Below are 17,209 nucleotides of genomic sequence, written 5' to 3' on the forward strand. Positions count from 1 at the left end.
TTATCATTTGCATTGCGTGTATTTGATTATAAAAATAAAAAAAACGCCAGTCGTATAAAACCACTGGCGTTTTTTATTCATAGTCAAATGACTGTTCATTCTAAAAAGCTAACCACTTTGCTTTAAATACGGCCACGCGGCTTTCAGATAAATCATCATCGACCATAAGGTCAAAATGACGGCAGCAACCATCAACACATAACCGATGGTTTCAAGCGACTGCCAATTTAGCAATAATACGGTAATCGCCACCATCTGAAACGTCGTCTTGAGCTTGCCCACATAAGACACCGCCACGCTGGTACTTTTGCCCAATTCTGCCATCCATTCACGCAGCGCTGATACCGCGATTTCACGTGAGATAATCACAATAGCAGCGATGGCCATAATGATATTGGGATGCCATTGCACCAAGATAATCAGCGCGACTGCTACCATGAGTTTGTCAGCGACAGGGTCTAAAAAGCGACCAAAGGCTGAGACGACATTGAGCTTACGAGCAAAATAGCCATCGAGCCAATCAGTAATCGCAGCAATGACAAAGACACTCGTCAACAATAAATGGCGTAATAAGCTGTCACTAAACTCACTCATGCCTACCCGTGCAATCACATTATCTGAGATGGCAGGCATACCAATTCCCATGGCAGGCGGCCAGTAAGCAATCGCCACAAATAGTGGAATCATCAAGATACGCGCAATAGTGAGATTATTGGGCAAATTAAAAATACTTTTTTCACTTTGCACGGGTAACGGTTCCTGCTCTGGCGTATGCAGATGTGTACTCTCAGTCATGACAAACCCAGTTTAATTTAGACATAATAATGGCGGACAGCTTAGCATTTTTCATGCGAGTCGTCATGCCATCTCTTAATCTTCATGAATACTAGCAATACCTTATGATATTGACGGCTCTTTCTTCAAATCTATCTCAAAATCATCATCGCTTAAACAATTGATTATTACTTGTACCAATGAGTGATTATCGAAACATGCATATTTTGATGGACTTTAACGATATAAAAAAGCAGTAAAACGTAAAGACCTGTCAGTAAATTGAGACAAAAGGTAGGACGCCAGTGATGATAATCCAATCACGCTTATACAGTTGTACACTCAAGTTGTAAGCAAATGTAAGAATTTCTTGATTTACTGCATTTTGGTATTATCTTTACAGTAACAATAATAAAGCTTGATCCACTTACCTGCTTTTTTGACGCATGATAAGTTTTCCTCAGCCCACAGTCTCCTCCTCCTCTGTGGGCTCTTTTTTTGTCTATCAAACCTCAATGTTACTAAATCCCCAAATCAAGCATAGGACTTAGTTAGCAGTTATTAATCATTAGTAACTCAAGTTACGATCTGACATCCGCTAATACCTTTATAGCAGTGAGACAATATAAGTTCAACATCTATCACTACCCATTGCTTCCAGCCATAAATATCGCATTACACTTATTATTTAGAAAGAAACTTCGCTTTGTCTTAATGCTATTATCTTAATTGGCACGGCACATAACCAAGGCATATCACCTGCACAATAGAACTGACCCTCTCTAAAAGAGACGATACGAGCTGTGAAGTCATTGCTCATCTGATCTTCCATGGCATTTTCATCACTCTCGTCACTCACCGCACACCATATATCTTGATGACCTCTCTTGAGCATTGAACGAGTTAATTCACTTCCGACCATTGCCCTATACATATTGATGACTCCTATAATAAATATGATTATTAAGCCAAATAAGTGCGAATATAGGAGCAATCACTTGACCATCTCTGAGTCTCTCAAACTTGTAACTTTATAATTAAAACGTAGCAATATACGTACATCCAACGACAGTTTATATTGATATTATTTCCTATAGTTATACTTCAGCCTGAGTAAGCTCGACTTTTTTAACTGGTACAGCATGACGCCATAGACCGCCTTGCTGGCAGACAAAGCTATTCTCAAAAGACACAATAGGCACCAACAATTCGTAGTAACCGTTGTCAATAGTTGCCACAGCATGCGCATCACTAACGTTACTAACCGCGCACCATACCTGTCGATCACCACGTTCTAGCATAGCCTGAGCCAACTTACTGCCTTGTAGTTCGATAATCATTTCTAATCCTTCAGGTTTAACCGATTAACGTTATAACTTATAGATAAATTCATTTTTTGCAATATAATCTATTAGCCTCGAGTTTGGGTTATATAATGAGTCTCTTCATTATTTTATAATGCGATAACGATAGGTCTGCTAAAAAATATTCCACGCCCTTACCACCTTAACATAATAGATGCGCCCTAATTTGCACATATCTTGCCCGCCTTTCTTAAGGCATGATTCTCAGCAGAAAACGTGGGAAATGTAATGCCCCAACGTTGCGGCCAGCCACTAGTCGACATTGGATGCAATGGGTGTTATAGCTAGGTCAATATAAAAAAATATAACGGGGCTGAAATACCTTTTGAGTAGCCAGATGCTATGACTATTAACACGCTGTCTATGAAATATAGTTTGGAAATTTAATTATTATGTGCTAAAAATAGAATATCTTATCTATTAGAGTAAAAGAAGATGAAATCACTGACCACCAACGCACTTTTATTGACTTCATTGTTCGTATTTGCCATCCCTGCTTATGCTAGCGACTACCTGTGTAGCTACACGACCAGAATCTCTGATAGTGATAAGTACAACTCAAGTGGCGCATTAATGGCGAAAAACTACAGCAATACCGCCGTTGCCAGTATTCTTAGGCAAGACAGAGCAAACTTTTATGTCTACGGTAAGCAAGACGGCGAAGATGAAGCGGACTGCTTATTTAGGAATAAAGAAGCGCGAGCAAAGATGCAAAAATCTCTGACCTCAGGGAACATACCTCAGTATGCGAAGAAGATAATCGTAGATGATAACCCTCTGCTTTACGTGGATGTTTATAATGACCACATCGATGTAAAAATCATCGAATCAGACGACTCTGGTCCAGCCAAAAGCACGATTCAATAAGTTAACAAATCCGAATTTTTAATACGCCCGCAGTTTTTTTTGCGGGCTTTTATTTAGGATTAGCTATATACACTTTCTTAGATTAACCAATCCTAGGCATGAATACCTCAACGAGAAATAATTGCCGCTACCGCTTGCTGTGCCATCTGATAACAGCTTTCGATATTACCGTGTCCGCACCAGTCGCCACTAACGATCCATTGGTGTTGTGGATCGACCAAGATACCCAATGCTTCATTATCATCAATAACCGTTGCCGCATAACGCCAGCGATGACAGTCAATTTGACTGGGCGCATTATCGCTACTCCAATTCAATACCTGCTGGGCTGCTTGCAATAATTGTGCTTTTACGGTTTCGATATCGTCATCGACGTGTGCCTCTGACCACTCATTACTGGCATGAATAGTAATACTCGGTAGTAGCTCATGATGCGCAGGCTTTTGGTGTTCGATAAATATTTTATCTAACAGCGAGTCACTCACATAAGCCACATCCCAATTTAGTTTGTGCTGACCGTTTAAAGTCTGAGGCAATGATTGACTGTCCTCCCAGCCTAGCATCAACGTATAACAAGCCAGCATCTTAGGCTTAGTAATATCAGCTTGTCTCGTAAAGCCACTATTTGCCATCAGCTCTACAGCTTGACCGTTAGGTGCGGTACAAATAACCCAATCAAAGCAGCCAAGACTGGCTCCTGTCTCATTGAATAATTCCGTTTTTTTATCCATTTGGTTTGGTGCGTATTGAGACAATGGGGCGACACGCGTCTGAAATTCTATGGTTGTATGTGCCAATTCATCAGCTAACGCTCGTCCCCAGCTGGTCATTTTTGGTGTACTGATGTAGCGTGCTTGCTCGGTATTCCAGCGCTCTTTCTGCTGGATATCAGGCAAATTATCACCATCATTTATAGGTTTTATATCGACCACTTGCGCGCACCAAGGCTGTAGCAAACCCGTCTCTAACCAAGGCGCAATGAATTGTTGAAAGGGTGCAGTCTTAGCCGTGAAAAATTGCGCGCCGAATGACCATTGCCAGTTTTGCTTATTACTATCAGCGGTAGTGCTATCGGTACGATAACGAGTGGCCAATCGCCCAACACTGCGAGACTTCTCAAAAATAGTAATTTGTGGCCTGTCTGCTTTATCTTTGTTTTGTTTTGAGTTGTGGTTCTGCTCTTGGTCTTGATTAAATGCGCGCTCTAGCAGTGTCGCCGTAAATAACCCCGTCAGACCGCCACCGATGATAGCGATTTTTGTTGATGCAGTATTAGTAAGATGCAAAGTATTAATGGTCATAATGACAGTAAGCCTTATATAGCATTGAGTAAAAATTATTTTCGATAATTAGGATTGATTTAAATGATATTGAACCTGTAAAGTGCTTTGATAACAATATCATCTACGTAAAAAAGCCATGCTATCCTCGATAACATGGCTTTTATTAATACGTGTCCTCATATATTAGGGCGTGTCCTCATAACTCAGCTTATTTCTAGCTTTCTACTCGCCGCGCTCAACTTTGACCATTTTGATTAGATCGTCAATGACCGAGCTATCTGCCAACGTAGACAAATCACCCAATCCATCATACTCGCCTGCCGCAAGCTTGCGTAAAATACGACGCATAATTTTGCCCGAACGGGTTTTTGGGAGCGCATCGACGATATAGATAGCATCCAAATTGGCAATGGGACCAATCTCAGCGCGTACATGACGGTTCAGCTCAGCCTTAAGTGATGTGGTTTGTTCTTCACCAGATTTTAGGATAATAAAGGCACAAATACCTGTACCGCGAATGTCATGAGGCATCCCAACGATGGCAGCCTCAGCCGTGGCAGGGTGAGCGACGACGGAGCTTTCGATCTCTGCCGTCCCCAAACGGTGCCCTGAAACGTTGAGCACATCATCCACACGCCCAGTAATCCAGTAATGACCTTCTTCGTCACGCTGCGCCCCATCACCTGTAAAGTAATAACCTGGATACTCGCTAAAGTAGGTCTGCAAAAAGCGCTCATGGTCATTAAAGATGGTACGCATTTGCCCCGGCCAGCTACTGTTAATCGCCAAATTGCCTTCAGCAGCGCCTTCTAGTATTGACCCATCACTATCCACGATTTCTGGTTTGATACCGTATAGAGGGTTCATTGCCGCACCCGGTTTGAGTGACACAGCTCCGGGTAATGGCGACATTAAGATACCGCCCGTTTCAGTCTGCCACCACGTATCAACGATTGGGCAATGACCATCTCCGACGACATGATAATACCAATCCCATGCTTCTGGATTAATAGGCTCCCCAACCGACCCAAGCAAGCGTAAGCTTGAGCGATCTGACTCACGCACGAAGGCCTCGCCCTCTTTCATCATCGCTCGAATCGCCGTCGGTGCAGTATACAGAATAGTAATATCGTGCTTATCGATAATATGACCAACACGCGCCCACGTTGGATACTCGGGCACACCCTCGAACATCACGGTCGTCGTCCCGTTGGCAAGCGGCGCGTAGGTCGAATACGTGTGACCTGTGATCCAGCCTACATCGGCAGTACACCAGTAGACGTCATCGTCTTTGACGTCAAAGACATCTCGGAAACTGGACAACGCATAAGTAATATAACCGCCCGTCGTATGCACCACACCTTTAGGTTTGCCAGTAGAGCCAGAGGTGTATAATAAAAACAGTGGGTCTTCGGCATTCATAACCTCAGGTTCGCAGTGGACAGATTCGCCATCAACCAAGCTGTGATACCAAACATCACGGCGACCACTCATGGGGATAGAATTGCCCGTACGATGGACAACAATAACGTTGGTAACGCTGTCAGTGCCATCCATATCCAATGCCTGATCCACATACGCCTTGAGCGGCGTCCGCTTGTTACCTCGTACGCCTTCATCAGCGGTAATGACGATTTTCGAGCGACTGTCTATCAAACGATTGCCCAAGCTCTCAGCAGAGAATCCACCAAAAACTACAGAATGCACAGCGCCAATACGGGCACATGCCAGCATGGCGATCATTGCCTCAGGTATCATCGGCATATATAGCGTTACGCGATCGCCTTTCTCAACCCCAAGCTTACGCATCGAGTTACCCAAGCGACAAACCGCCTGATGCAGCTCTTTAAATGAGATGATTTTATGTAAAGAGGGATGATCGCCTTCCCAAATGATGGCGGGTTTATAAGGGTTTGTTTTCACATGTCTATCGAGGCAATTGACAGAGATATTTAACTCACCGTCTTCGAACCACTTAATGCGAAAATCGTCTAAATCGTAATTGACGTCGCTGATTTTGGTGGGTTTTTTTATCCAATCAATCAGCTCGGCACGCTCCGCCCAAAAGGCAGCATTGGACTTCGGTGATTCGATCGATTGCTTATAATCTTTGGTGTATTGTTCGGGTGGCGTATTGGCAGCGGCGATGAATTCGGCGGCAATTGGAAATGATTTCTGTGTCATAGTGTTCATCCTTTTTAATTATTATGATCTGTACGAACGACCGTCGATAACGACTGCCGTACAGCTAATAAGGGTCATCTTCCATAACGTTTAACGTGTTTTATCACGTTTTACACTTAATATCAGTTTGCCAAATAAGCCAAGGGGTTGCAAGGCTTCGAGCACCAATCATAACAATTTCACTGTACAGAGGTATGCTCGCAACGTATCTCTGTAGCGCGGTATTCTTTTTAAAGTTAGTCGACTATACTGAGTCGATATGACATTTAATCCTTGTAACCTGATATGAAATATGGACAATAGCCACTCTAACGTTATCGCTTAGAAAGACAAAACCCATCTGATTTTTTAGCATCAGTGAGTGGCTTTGGCATTACCTTTTTACCTTTATCCTTTTATGAGACCACAATGAGTAATCAACGCAACGCACAACACCCAACTCACTATGATGTCATCATCATCGGCGCTGGCGCGTCTGGATTGTACTGCGCGCTCACTGCCGGTCGCCGTGGTCGCCGCGTGCTGGTGTTAGATCATGCCAATAAAGCAGGCAAAAAAATCCTGATGTCAGGCGGTGGTCGCTGTAATTTTACCAACTACTTCGTCGAGCCTGAGCACTTCATCGGTACTAACGCCCATTTCTGTAAGTCTGCGCTGAGCCGTTATCCCAGTTGGGAATTTATCGGCATGGTTGAAGGCCACAAAATCCCTTATCACGAGCGTGAGCACGGTCAATTGTTTTGTGATGATTCGGCGCAAGATATTTTGACGATGCTGCTTGATGAATGTAGCGCGGCAGGCGTGCAAGTTAAGCTTAACGCTCATATTGAAAACGTCCAAACGGTTAAGCATGATAATAAGACACAATTCCAATTAATGACCCGTAAAGTGCTGAACAAAAAAGACATCGCAACGGGTGTTCAATCTGCACAAGTACGTTATAGCTGCGAGTCATTAGTCGTTGCCACTGGCGGATTGTCTATTCCAACGATGGGGGCAAGTGGTTTGGGGTATGAGTTGGCGCAGCAATTTGGCCACACGCTGATCGCCACCGATGCCAGCTTAGTGCCTTTTACCTTTACCGATAAAACGGGCGAGCTGATTCGATCTTTGGCCGGTATTAGCCTGCCCGTGATTGCCAGCAACGAACGCATCTCTTTTAAATTACCCGTATTATTTACCCATCGCGGACTCTCCGGCCCTGCCATGCTACAGCTCTCCAATTATTGGCAGACAGGTGAGGTCATCACTATTAATTTGCTACCAGATATCGATGTGACCACGCTATTACTTGGGCATAAAAAAACGCACCCAAAACAACTGATTCGTACGGTATTGACCGAAAATACAGATGGCACGTTACCCAAAAAGCTACTGGCAGCACTGCAAACGCAGCTATGGGACGATATAAAAGACACCGAGCTGGCCAATATCAAAGATGAGCGGCTGATTGAGCTGGGCAATATACTAAACGGCTGGCAACTCAAACCCTCAGGCACCGAAGGCTATCGTACGGCGGAGGTGACTCGCGGCGGTGTCAAAACCGATGAGGTTTCTTCAAAAACGATGCAAAGTAATCTGCAAGAGGGCTTGTATTTTATCGGTGAAGTGCTCGATGTCACAGGCTGGCTGGGTGGTTACAACTTTCAATGGGCGTGGGCCAGCGGTTTCGTTAGTGGTGAAGTCGTTTAACGGTCACTCATATTTTAGTAATCGCAGAAAAATACAAAACATAAATCCGTTTTATTGTAGAATTAATGAATAGCATTGTGTTTATTGATATTTGTGTTGCTGCTATTTGTATGACTTAGACTTGAGAGGTGATGAATGCGTCCAATTAAAAATATTCATGGTGACAAAGCGCCACATTGGGTCGGCGATGGTTTTTTTGTAAAAACCTTAATCAATTATGTTGAGGACAATCCTGACTTTAACTATAGCCATACCGATCCGTTTTTATTATTCGACTATGGCAATCCGACCACCTTTGCGCCCAATCCTGACTATCAATCGCAGCCGCACGGTATTGGCAAGCATCCACACAAAGGTTTTGAAACTGTCACTATTGCGTATTCGGGCGAGATCAGTCACGCCGACTCGACAGGTGGACGCAGTGATATTTTGGAAGGCGATGTGCAATGGATGACCACAGGGCGCGGCATCTCACATGAGGAGTTTCATTCGGAGGCATTTGGTCAGCGCGGCGGCGTTTTTAGTATGGTGCAAATGTGGGTAAACCTGCCAAGCATATACAAGCTCACCGATCCAAAATATCAATCGATCAAACGATCTGAGATGCCTATCGTCGAATTGATAGACGATAGCGATGCTGATAATCACATTCCTATCGGTCAAGCCGCTATCATTGCGGGTGACTGGTGCGGCGTGACAGGAGTCGCCAGTACATTTACGCCCATTAACGTTTGGGATATTGAATTGCATACCGCTGGATTGACGACACTGAGCGTGCCTAATACGCACAATACGCTATTACTGGTGCAAGAAGGTGAATTGTTGGTTAATGGCACCCTAGTAGGTGCAGGCAATTTGATTCAATTTGATGCGCCATCTCAAAGTCCTGAAGACGCTCAAAGCCTGAACGCTCAAGACCATTTAAACCCTCAAAGTCATTTAAACACTCAAGACCTTCAAACCTCTGACGTTTTTATACCGCCTACTGATACGATTGAGCTGCACTATCCAACTTCTACAACTCTGACGTCCACCACTCCAACTTCTACCACCGACGAGCAACCACTAACGCCCATCAAGGTATTGCTGTTCAGCGGTGAGCCTATTGGCGAACCTGTGGCAGGTCATGGCCCTTTTGTGATGAACACTCAAGAAGAGCTGCGCCAAACATTTCGTGATTATCAAACGGGCAAGTTTGGTCAATAATCAACGTTTTGGTATAAAAAAAGCCACCCGACTATCATGAGTCAGGTGGCTTTTTATCATGCGTTGTTTATCTACCAGCCATTAACATCGACTGATAAATCATTACGCTTGATTAAGAAATGGATAATCGGTATAGCCTTCGATACCGCCACCATAAAATGACTCTGGGCGCTGTTCATTAAGCTCAGCCCCTGTGCGGATACGCTCAGCCAAATCAGGATTGGCAATATAATCACGACCGAAAGCAACGGCATCGATATAACCTGCTTTGATATTTTTCTCTGCTTTTTCAGCCGTGTAACCACCAGCCGCGATAATCAATTGACCGAACGCATCACGGACGCTTTGACGGAATGCATCATTATAAGGGGTACCACCTGCCCAGTCTGGCTCTGATAAATGTAAGTACATTATGCCGCGTTTATTGATCTGCTCGACCAACCAAACATTATCATCTTCATTGTAGCCAGCTTCCACATTATTAAATGTTCCAAGTGGCGAAATACGAATACCGACGTGATCCGCATCCCAAGCATCCACACAAGCATCGATGACATCTAGCGTTAAGCGCGCGCGGTTTTCACGGCTACCACCATACTCGTCATCACGCTGGTTGGTTTGCTCAACCCAAAACTGATGCAATAGATAACCATGAGCGCCATGAATCTCTATACCATCAAAACCCGCTTCTTTAGCGTTCTTGGTGGCCTGAGCAAAATCAGCAATCACCTGCTTAATCTCATCAAGCGTGGCGGGACGTGGCGGCGTTGCATCAACACGAATGGCTTGGTTTTCGCTATCACGTAGCGAGGTGCGAATACCCACATCGACATCAGAAGCAGATATAGGCGCTTTATTGTCAGGCTGTACGCTTTTGTGCGATACCAGACCGGTATGCCATATCTGTACAACGATTTTGCCACCTTTGGCATGAACATTATCGACGACGGTTTTCCACGCTATGATTTGCTCTTGGGTATGGATGCCGGGCGCGCCCGCGTAACCTTTCGCCTGAAAAGAAACCTGTGTCGCCTCAGTAATAATTAAACCAGCGCCCGCACGTTGTGAATAATACTCTCCCGCAAATGGGGTCGGTACATCGCCCGGTTCAATTGAACGAACACGCGTCAACGGTGCCATAATGATGCGATTTTTAAGCGTTTGAGTGCCCATTTTTACGGGTTCAAATAAATTATCATGTGCCATAAGGTATCCTGTTTTTACAATTATAAAAATTATTTATAGTTAAAAAATATATTAAAAATGCTTATAAAAGCCTAGGTAAATACGCTTTCATCGGTGTTCTTTATAAGGGATAGATAAGGTTATTCAAGGAAAACTGACAAACAAAAAGACTGATATGGCATGATATCGGTATTGATAATACTCATTATTCAAGTTCTCTTATCAGGATATTAAGCGAATGACTTTAATAAAATTGACGGATTGTGTCATCAGCTAATAAAGTCGCTGTATACTGACAGTATTGAATCAAACAATTGTTATGACTATTAGTGTTTTTTGAATATATTGAATTGTTAGGGCATATTTAATTTTTTGGGCATACTTAAAGGACACCTCATATGCAAAATCTCCATTTTTCATGGATGACACTGGGATTGGCCATAAGTCTACTTTGCGGTATGAGTGCTTGCCAGCCTCAAGCGGCAACTTCATCTGAGCCTAATGAGGTAAAACCTGCCAAGCAGCCCAATCAAAAGGCGACCATAGTACCCAAACCAGCGACTGTCTCACAGCCAAGTGTTGACGCAAAAACTTGCCTAACACTGAGCAAGTCTATGCAAAAAATCGATGACACAAGCAAAATTGAGGACATTTATGCTATTCAAAAGCAATTAAAAGCGTGCTTGCCTACAACGAATAACGCTGAAGTGTTGAGTTTATTAAAAGACTATCAAGCGATGTATGGGCGTTTTTTGAGTAATAATGATAATCAGGATATTAGCTATCAGAATGATGAACAGTTTTACAATGTAATGACTAAGCTTGATGAAGGAAAAAAAGTACCTAAAGAGCAATTGGCAACGCTCACTCCACGCCTGCGCTATCTTGTTGAATTGGTAGAGAGTGATGCTGACGTTGAAGTGTTTTATTTAGGCGAAGGCTACTACGAGTTTAACCATAATTTGCAAGCGATGGCTGACATCTTTACGCTTTATCTACGCAAAGATCAGAGCGAGCTTATTCAGCGATTAGCCAAGGATAATCAAGGTATTTTTTGGTTTGATGCATCGGTTACGGTAACGTTTGATAAGTTAATCGAGCGAGCGGTGTTTTGGGAAGATTATATTCAGCGTTATCCAAATGGCTATGCTATTGCAGACGCCAAAAAATTATTCGCCATTTATCGCTATGTGCTGTTTTTTGGTTCAGAAAATACGCAATGGACAGATGACGATAGTCGTGAATTTTATAACGCAGAAGATGCCAAGGCCATACGTCAATTAGCCAAACGTTCTAACAGCATCTTAGCGCAAGATGCTCGTCATTTACTTGAATTTATGACGATAAGCGACGACGAGCGTGAGCAAACTTACCCAGTGCCAAAAACAGATAGTCATGGTAATGAAATACATGATCGGGAAAAAAGTCGATATCAGTTAGAACAAGCTTTATCTATAGCTTCACCATGGCAAGAAAACAATAATAGAGAATGTTTTAGTAGCATTATTTGTCTAGATTATAGTCCTGAATAATAATATTAGGTAGTAATGGCAATGTTAATGAAGCCTAAGTAAGCGCTTATTTATAATCATGATTTAGCTGCTACTATCTTTACGATTTAATCTTCTTTTTAAAAGACAACTCTAACGACAAATACGTGCCAAATAATATCACCACCGAGCCAATAATCGCTGGCGTATCCAAGGCTTCGCCCAGCAATAAGTAACCCAAAATAATCGCAAAAATGGGAATGACTAACGTAATGCTGGTGGCGCGCATCGGACCAATGCTTTTGATCAATTGATTCATAAAAATCAGGGCAATGGCCGTCGAAAATATACCGATACAGATGACAGAAACCCAAGCCTTGAGACTGATGCTCTTACCATAAGGGAACTGATAGAACGCAACTGGTAGCATTATGACACTGGCAATAATGAGTGAGCCTGCGGTAATTGCTACTGGAGAGACATTGTCCAAGTAATTTTTAGTGATGTTTGCGCCAACCGCATAACCAACACAGGCTAATAATGCGTAGCCCATTGGTAATAATCCAGATCCTGAGGTAGCATTTTGCTCGCCAAATAAGTTTTCACTCATTAAAATAATCACACCGATAACACCAATCACCAAGCCAAGGATTTGTCTTTTTGAGAGTCTGTCTTTAAAAAACGTGCTGGCGATAAAGCCACTCATCATCGGTACAGAGGCATTGAGTACCGATAATACACCTGCGTTCACCGAGCGTGCCGACAAAGAAAACAACACAAAGGGGATGGCGGCAGAAAATAATCCGACCAGCGTCAGTGCTTTCCAATTTTCTAGAATGCCCTCTCTGTTTTTCTTTTTTAGCAACACAAAAACCAACATGGTGAGTCCTGCCAATACCACCCGCAGGCTGGCAAAGGCCAATGAGCCAAACTCAGGCACACCAATACGATAAAAGATAAAAGACAGCGACCACATAAAGGACAATGTAATAAAAATGATGAGGTCACGGTTGGTCATGGGTTAATCCTATCAAGCGTTGGACGGCATTTATTTATAAAAAATGCTCAGTCGTAAAAAGTGTCATGTGATAAAAAAACACGATGATAACTTTTTACGTGCTCGTTAGGTGTTGTATTTTTTGTATTTATGGCGGTTTTTATCTACTCAGTAGTTTTGTTCAATATAAAGTTGATAACCCTATTGCTGTGCTCTGATATTTTAAATAAAACAGCCTTATTTACTGGCGTGTTGTTGATGATTTTTATGGCAGGGGTAGACTTTTAAGTGGAGATAGTGTGAAAGCTAATACTAATTCACTCTCGCACCTTTATTAATGCTAATGCCAAGTTTATGTGTTTTTATAAATAACACTAAAAGCAGGCACCTTACCTCTTAGTATAGCACTACATTTGTTTAGTTTAATATTTACTTTACCTTCTACTTGGGTGAACACGTTCTTTTAGAATTTTAGCTAAATCTTCAACAGATAATGGACCAAAATTAATAGTTTCTCGTATTTCTTTAAAAACAGTGAGCATCCTTCCATGACCATCTAAAGAAGGAGAATGTGAGTTGAAGTTTCGTCCTTTAAACTCTTCAAATCGATCTAATTCATTAACAATGAATGATGCTGTACCCATATAAGATGACTCACTGTTACCATCGAAACCAGGAAATTTAGGATCTTTACCAAATGGATTGGTAACAATTTCGTCTAAGTATTCTTTTTCTTTTTCTGAAAGATGTTCATAGCTATACTCTATAAAGTTCCACATATCTAAAATATCAAGAACCTCTTTAACGATTTCTGGTTCATCTTGATCTTCGAAAGGTATTCCAGAATACTTCCAAGGTATTGCCCAGATATTATTACTAAAAATTGCAGAGCGAATAAATTCCGAGTCAATTTCCTCATGTATTTCTAATCGATCATAAAGCTCACTCAACATCAAAAGTATAAGCTTTTCACCATCTGAAACTTTCATAATATCTACCAAGGTTATTTAGTTGAAATAGAATATTCTCGCTGACTATCAACGAGATCTTTAACAAAAGGCATAAAGCCATTTATCTTGTAATATATGCGCTTTCCTACATCTTTTATGATTTCAGGACTGGATGCTTCTGATAGATCTTCAATATCTTTTTTCAACTCATCACATAGCACACTAGCCTTATTTACAAAATCATTAGAAAAGTTTGAGCTTTGCTCATTAAGAAACCTTGCATATTCTTCAACTTCTCTTGCAATGCTATGAAAATCAACGCCTTTAAGGTTTTTTGTATTGCATGAAGGTCCTATTTTGAAACGACTGATAGAACTTTATCAGTTTGTGCGTGAACCTTTGAAACTTCGCCCAATCGCCTACGATCAATCATTCCATTTCTAACTTTTTCAACTTCAGAGGCGGATACAGCAGCTTTCCTTGCTTCAATGTACGCCCATATAGCAGCTCCTATAGATGCAACCGAACCAAGTAATGACAATAAACTTTCCATTTATTCCTCAAATTTTTGTTTGTGACTGTCTAATGCATTACTCAATGGGAAAATACTGGCGAGAGTATATAGTTTTTCTATTATAAGAAATGGTTATACACTTTCCCACTCATTCATTCGTTGTTGAGATATTTCTACAGCACTTTCAGAAAATATTTCAGGATAGCGAAGTATTATTGCCTCGAAAGCATAGGCTTCTAAACCCATATCTAACAATGCGGTGTAACCTTTTGTCTCAGCTTTACGATTAACAGCACGCTCGACAGCATTTATTATTCCGTACTTTTGAATCATCGGCCAAGTTCTTGATGCACGTGTTTTTTTGCCATTATTAGCGCTCAAAACTGCTTCATAAGCATAGACTGCTTCTATAGCTTCTTTTTCAGCTAATGTTTCAGCACCATAATTTTCAGCCTTTATTTGAATAGATCGCTCTTTTGCTTGTTTTGCTAGATCCTCTCTATCTTTATTCAAAGCATTTTTAGCAAAAATTTCACATTTCTTGGTAGTGTCTAAATTTTTCACGATATCGTCCATAATCAAGTCCTTTCTTATGCATCAGGTAGCTTATTTGAACTAACTCTATTTGTTATTTAACATCAATCATAATCATAACAGAAAGACTCAAAATAAGTTAGCTTGTCAAAATCCCAAATTTAAACACTTCCCCTTCTACCACACATCTATTGAATTCCAACCTCGCATCGGTAAGAATGGTTGTACCCAATTTATGAATCTATCGATAACACTCAATCTATAAAAACTATTCTAAAAAGGACAAATAATGAACCTACGTATCTTAAAATCTGCCGTGACCAACCCTTGGTTTAACCTCGCGACTGAGGATTGGATATTCCAAGCATTGGATGCCAATTCACACACGTTATTCTTATGGCGCAACTCTGAGACCGTGGTTATCGGGCGCTCGCAAAACCCGTGGGTAGAATGCAAAATCGATAAGATAGAAGCAGACGATGTCTTTTTAGCACGTCGTCAGAGCGGCGGTGGCGCGATGTTTCATGATTTGGGCAATACCAATTTTACCTTTTTGTCACCCAAAGACAGCTATGATCAAGCGGCGAACTTTGCCATCATTGTCAATGCGCTCAAAAAACTGGGAATAGAAGCTACATTATCTGGTCGCAATGATATCCAAGTGGGCGATCGCAAGATATCAGGCAATGCCTTTAAACATGCGGTCGATCGTAGCTTTCATCACGGTACGATACTGGTCAATGCCGACATGCAAAAGCTTGGTGATTATCTCAATCCGCATCCGCTAAAACTCAAAGCCAAAGGCATTAAGTCCGTGCGTGCGCGCGTCGCCAACTTGGTTGAGTTTAATGAAGATATCAATCACGACACTTTATCTGAGGCAATTATTGAGGCGTTTTGTGAATATTATGGCGAAACGGCGCCAGTAGAAGCATTGGATGAAGCGAGCCTCGCCAAGCAGCCCACATTGAACAACTACTATCAGCAAATGGCCGATTGGGATTGGCGTTTTGGTAAAACGCCTGAATTCACTCATCACATTGAGACGCGCTTTGATTGGGGTATTATTGATTGTCACCTTGATGTGAAGCAAGCCATGATTAGCGAGGTTGTTATTTTCTCTGATGCGTTAAATGTTGAATTAATTGATTTATTAAAAGACACACTGGCGGGGATTAAATACAACAAGGATGACATCAAAACTAAGCTTGATGAATTGGGTAAAGTACATCCTGATTTAGCAGCACAGATTAATGATGTGTCTGATTGGTTGATCACTCAGATGGAAGGTTAGATTTTTGCTTGTTTTTTATTACTGAGAAATGTAGTCAATTTACAGTTATCGTCAATAAATTAAAAACCTCGAGAATCAACAAGAGCTGCGATCGCCAAATACAATAGAATATTAGACGAACTTAAGTTTGATATTTATCGCTTTAGCCCTCTATAATGTCATGCAAATAATAGATTCGCGATAAGAGTCTACATTTTGGACATTTAAGCAAGGTAGCGATATGGCAGCCTATATCACAGTTGGCGCAAAGACTTCTCACGGTGGGACAGTAATCACTGGCTCACCGTACACCACTCATAACGGTATTCCTGTCGCTCGCAAGGGCGACAAAGTCATGTGTAAAAAATGCAAAAAAGTCACCACCATTCTTAGTGGCGACGCGTCCTTTATTGTCGATGGTGCGCCCATTGCCCGCGGCGGCGATGTCACCAGCTGCGGCGCGAAACTAATTGCGACTCAGCAAGCGTTTGCAGAGTCAGATTTTGAGGTTATGTGCATTGAGCAGGCTGAGAAAATAAGGCGAGAAGCTCAAGAGTACTTTAATGAAGCAATGGGTGATTATAATTTACAGTTTGTCATGCGAAGTCATAATCAAAACCCTCTAGCCAAGAAGCCTTACGTTATTTACGATGAAGACGGTGAGATATTTCAAATGGGTAAGCTAGATGATGAAGGTCAAACTCCTGTTTTAAATGATGCACAAGAGAAAGAATATTTCATCCACGTTCTGGATGAGGAAGTAATTAATGAATAACTCTAAAGATATTGTCGTTAAATTACGCTTGTTAGTAAATGACCCCTGCCGTCAAATCCGTATAGTTAAACTTGGGAGATTTTAGTTATGCAGCTTGACGATAATAATCAAACCACACCTG

General features: G+C 41.9%; 16 protein-coding genes. 6 read left to right on the forward strand and 10 right to left on the reverse strand.

All coding sequences use genetic code 11. The annotated features are described in order from the left end of the window. Positions 1 to 108: 108 nt before the first annotated feature. The 3 genes from pgsA to JMX48_RS02915 form a co-directional block, all read right to left on the reverse strand. Positions 109 to 795 carry a CDP-diacylglycerol--glycerol-3-phosphate 3-phosphatidyltransferase gene (gene pgsA, locus JMX48_RS02905; RefSeq protein ID WP_201534076.1) on the reverse strand — a complete coding sequence of 229 codons (687 nt, stop codon included), beginning with the start codon at positions 793 to 795 and terminating at the stop codon, positions 109 to 111. Between the two features lie 667 nt (positions 796 to 1,462). Continuing rightward, positions 1,463 to 1,708 carry a hypothetical protein gene (locus JMX48_RS02910; RefSeq protein WP_201534078.1) on the reverse strand — a complete coding sequence of 82 codons (246 nt, stop codon included), beginning with the start codon at positions 1,706 to 1,708 and terminating at the stop codon, positions 1,463 to 1,465. A gap of 163 nt (positions 1,709 to 1,871) precedes the next feature. Continuing rightward, positions 1,872 to 2,114 (reverse strand): hypothetical protein, encoded by a 243-nt coding sequence (locus JMX48_RS02915; RefSeq protein WP_201534081.1) that lies wholly within the window; start codon positions 2,112 to 2,114, stop codon positions 1,872 to 1,874. Between the two features lie 459 nt (positions 2,115 to 2,573). On the opposite strand from JMX48_RS02915, the gene JMX48_RS02920 reads away from it, so the two are divergent. Further along, complete coding sequence (locus JMX48_RS02920; RefSeq protein WP_201534083.1) at positions 2,574 to 3,005, forward strand: hypothetical protein; 432 nt, start codon at positions 2,574 to 2,576, stop codon at positions 3,003 to 3,005. Between the two features lie 107 nt (positions 3,006 to 3,112). Here the strand turns inward: JMX48_RS02920 and JMX48_RS02925 are convergent, their stop codons facing one another. Both JMX48_RS02925 and acs read right to left on the reverse strand, forming a co-directional pair. Next, positions 3,113 to 4,306 carry an NAD(P)/FAD-dependent oxidoreductase gene (locus tag JMX48_RS02925; protein WP_201534085.1) on the reverse strand — a complete coding sequence of 398 codons (1,194 nt, stop codon included), beginning with the start codon at positions 4,304 to 4,306 and terminating at the stop codon, positions 3,113 to 3,115. A gap of 204 nt (positions 4,307 to 4,510) precedes the next feature. Further along, positions 4,511 to 6,472, reverse strand: coding sequence for an acetate--CoA ligase (gene acs, locus JMX48_RS02930; RefSeq protein WP_201534087.1), 1,962 nt, complete (start codon positions 6,470 to 6,472; stop codon positions 4,511 to 4,513). A 408-nt stretch (positions 6,473 to 6,880) separates the two neighbouring features. Here acs and JMX48_RS02935 point away from each other — a divergent pair, with 408 nt between their 5' ends. After that, positions 6,881 to 8,164, forward strand: coding sequence for an NAD(P)/FAD-dependent oxidoreductase (locus JMX48_RS02935; protein ID WP_201534089.1), 1,284 nt, complete (start codon positions 6,881 to 6,883; stop codon positions 8,162 to 8,164). A 135-nt stretch (positions 8,165 to 8,299) separates the two neighbouring features. Next, a complete protein-coding gene (locus JMX48_RS02940; RefSeq protein ID WP_201534091.1) occupies positions 8,300 to 9,370 on the forward strand; it encodes a pirin family protein in 1,071 nt (356 codons plus the stop codon). 102 nt (positions 9,371 to 9,472) lie between these two features. On the opposite strand, the gene JMX48_RS02945 is transcribed toward JMX48_RS02940, so the two are convergent. Then, entirely contained in the window at positions 9,473 to 10,576 is a 1,104-nt protein-coding gene (locus JMX48_RS02945; RefSeq protein WP_201534093.1) for an alkene reductase, read from the reverse strand. A 377-nt stretch (positions 10,577 to 10,953) separates the two neighbouring features. Between JMX48_RS02945 and JMX48_RS02950 the strand changes: the two genes are divergently transcribed. Beyond that, on the forward strand, positions 10,954 to 12,087 hold the full coding sequence (locus JMX48_RS02950; protein ID WP_201534096.1) for a hypothetical protein: 1,134 nt from the start codon (positions 10,954 to 10,956) through the stop codon (positions 12,085 to 12,087). Between the two features lie 79 nt (positions 12,088 to 12,166). On the opposite strand, the gene JMX48_RS02955 is transcribed toward JMX48_RS02950, so the two are convergent. The 4 genes from JMX48_RS02955 to JMX48_RS02970 all read right to left on the reverse strand — a co-directional run bounded on the left by JMX48_RS02955 (position 12,167) and on the right by JMX48_RS02970 (position 15,082). Beyond that, positions 12,167 to 13,063 carry a DMT family transporter gene (locus tag JMX48_RS02955; protein WP_201534098.1) on the reverse strand — a complete coding sequence of 299 codons (897 nt, stop codon included), beginning with the start codon at positions 13,061 to 13,063 and terminating at the stop codon, positions 12,167 to 12,169. 413 nt (positions 13,064 to 13,476) lie between these two features. Beyond that, positions 13,477 to 14,031, reverse strand: coding sequence for a YfbU family protein (locus JMX48_RS02960; protein ID WP_201534101.1), 555 nt, complete (start codon positions 14,029 to 14,031; stop codon positions 13,477 to 13,479). A gap of 313 nt (positions 14,032 to 14,344) precedes the next feature. After that, on the reverse strand, positions 14,345 to 14,545 hold the full coding sequence (locus tag JMX48_RS02965) for a hypothetical protein (protein ID WP_201534104.1): 201 nt from the start codon (positions 14,543 to 14,545) through the stop codon (positions 14,345 to 14,347). A gap of 93 nt (positions 14,546 to 14,638) precedes the next feature. After that, positions 14,639 to 15,082 (reverse strand): hypothetical protein, encoded by a 444-nt coding sequence (locus tag JMX48_RS02970; protein WP_201534107.1) that lies wholly within the window; start codon positions 15,080 to 15,082, stop codon positions 14,639 to 14,641. Positions 15,083 to 15,329: 247 nt separating this feature from the next. Here JMX48_RS02970 and JMX48_RS02975 point away from each other — a divergent pair, with 247 nt between their 5' ends. Beyond that, positions 15,330 to 16,334, forward strand: a complete 1,005-nt coding sequence (locus tag JMX48_RS02975; protein WP_201534110.1) for a lipoate--protein ligase — start codon at positions 15,330 to 15,332, stop codon at positions 16,332 to 16,334. Between the two features lie 220 nt (positions 16,335 to 16,554). Beyond that, complete coding sequence (locus JMX48_RS02980) at positions 16,555 to 17,088, forward strand: PAAR domain-containing protein (protein ID WP_201534112.1); 534 nt, start codon at positions 16,555 to 16,557, stop codon at positions 17,086 to 17,088. Positions 17,089 to 17,209: the final 121 nt, after the last annotated feature.

Source organism: Psychrobacter immobilis, assembly GCF_904846225.1.
Taxonomy (GTDB): Bacteria; Pseudomonadota; Gammaproteobacteria; order Pseudomonadales; family Moraxellaceae; genus Psychrobacter; species Psychrobacter immobilis_F.

Coding starts and splice junctions, on each gene's coding strand:
- pgsA (WP_201534076.1), bottom strand. CDS start 795: ATGACTGAGAGTACACATCTGCATACGCCAGAGCAGGAACCGTTACCC.
- JMX48_RS02915 (WP_201534081.1), bottom strand. CDS start 2,114: ATGATTATCGAACTACAAGGCAGTAAGTTGGCTCAGGCTATGCTAGAA.
- JMX48_RS02940 (WP_201534091.1), top strand. CDS start 8,300: ATGCGTCCAATTAAAAATATTCATGGTGACAAAGCGCCACATTGGGTC.
- JMX48_RS02950 (WP_201534096.1), top strand. CDS start 10,954: ATGCAAAATCTCCATTTTTCATGGATGACACTGGGATTGGCCATAAGT.
- JMX48_RS02935 (WP_201534089.1), top strand. CDS start 6,881: ATGAGTAATCAACGCAACGCACAACACCCAACTCACTATGATGTCATC.
- JMX48_RS02965 (WP_201534104.1), bottom strand. CDS start 14,545: ATGGAAAGTTTATTGTCATTACTTGGTTCGGTTGCATCTATAGGAGCT.
- JMX48_RS02925 (WP_201534085.1), bottom strand. CDS start 4,306: ATGACCATTAATACTTTGCATCTTACTAATACTGCATCAACAAAAATC.
- JMX48_RS02955 (WP_201534098.1), bottom strand. CDS start 13,063: ATGACCAACCGTGACCTCATCATTTTTATTACATTGTCCTTTATGTGG.
- JMX48_RS02920 (WP_201534083.1), top strand. CDS start 2,574: ATGAAATCACTGACCACCAACGCACTTTTATTGACTTCATTGTTCGTA.
- JMX48_RS02970 (WP_201534107.1), bottom strand. CDS start 15,082: ATGGACGATATCGTGAAAAATTTAGACACTACCAAGAAATGTGAAATT.
- JMX48_RS02910 (WP_201534078.1), bottom strand. CDS start 1,708: ATGTATAGGGCAATGGTCGGAAGTGAATTAACTCGTTCAATGCTCAAG.
- JMX48_RS02975 (WP_201534110.1), top strand. CDS start 15,330: ATGAACCTACGTATCTTAAAATCTGCCGTGACCAACCCTTGGTTTAAC.
- JMX48_RS02945 (WP_201534093.1), bottom strand. CDS start 10,576: ATGGCACATGATAATTTATTTGAACCCGTAAAAATGGGCACTCAAACG.
- JMX48_RS02960 (WP_201534101.1), bottom strand. CDS start 14,031: ATGAAAGTTTCAGATGGTGAAAAGCTTATACTTTTGATGTTGAGTGAG.
- JMX48_RS02980 (WP_201534112.1), top strand. CDS start 16,555: ATGGCAGCCTATATCACAGTTGGCGCAAAGACTTCTCACGGTGGGACA.
- acs (WP_201534087.1), bottom strand. CDS start 6,472: ATGACACAGAAATCATTTCCAATTGCCGCCGAATTCATCGCCGCTGCC.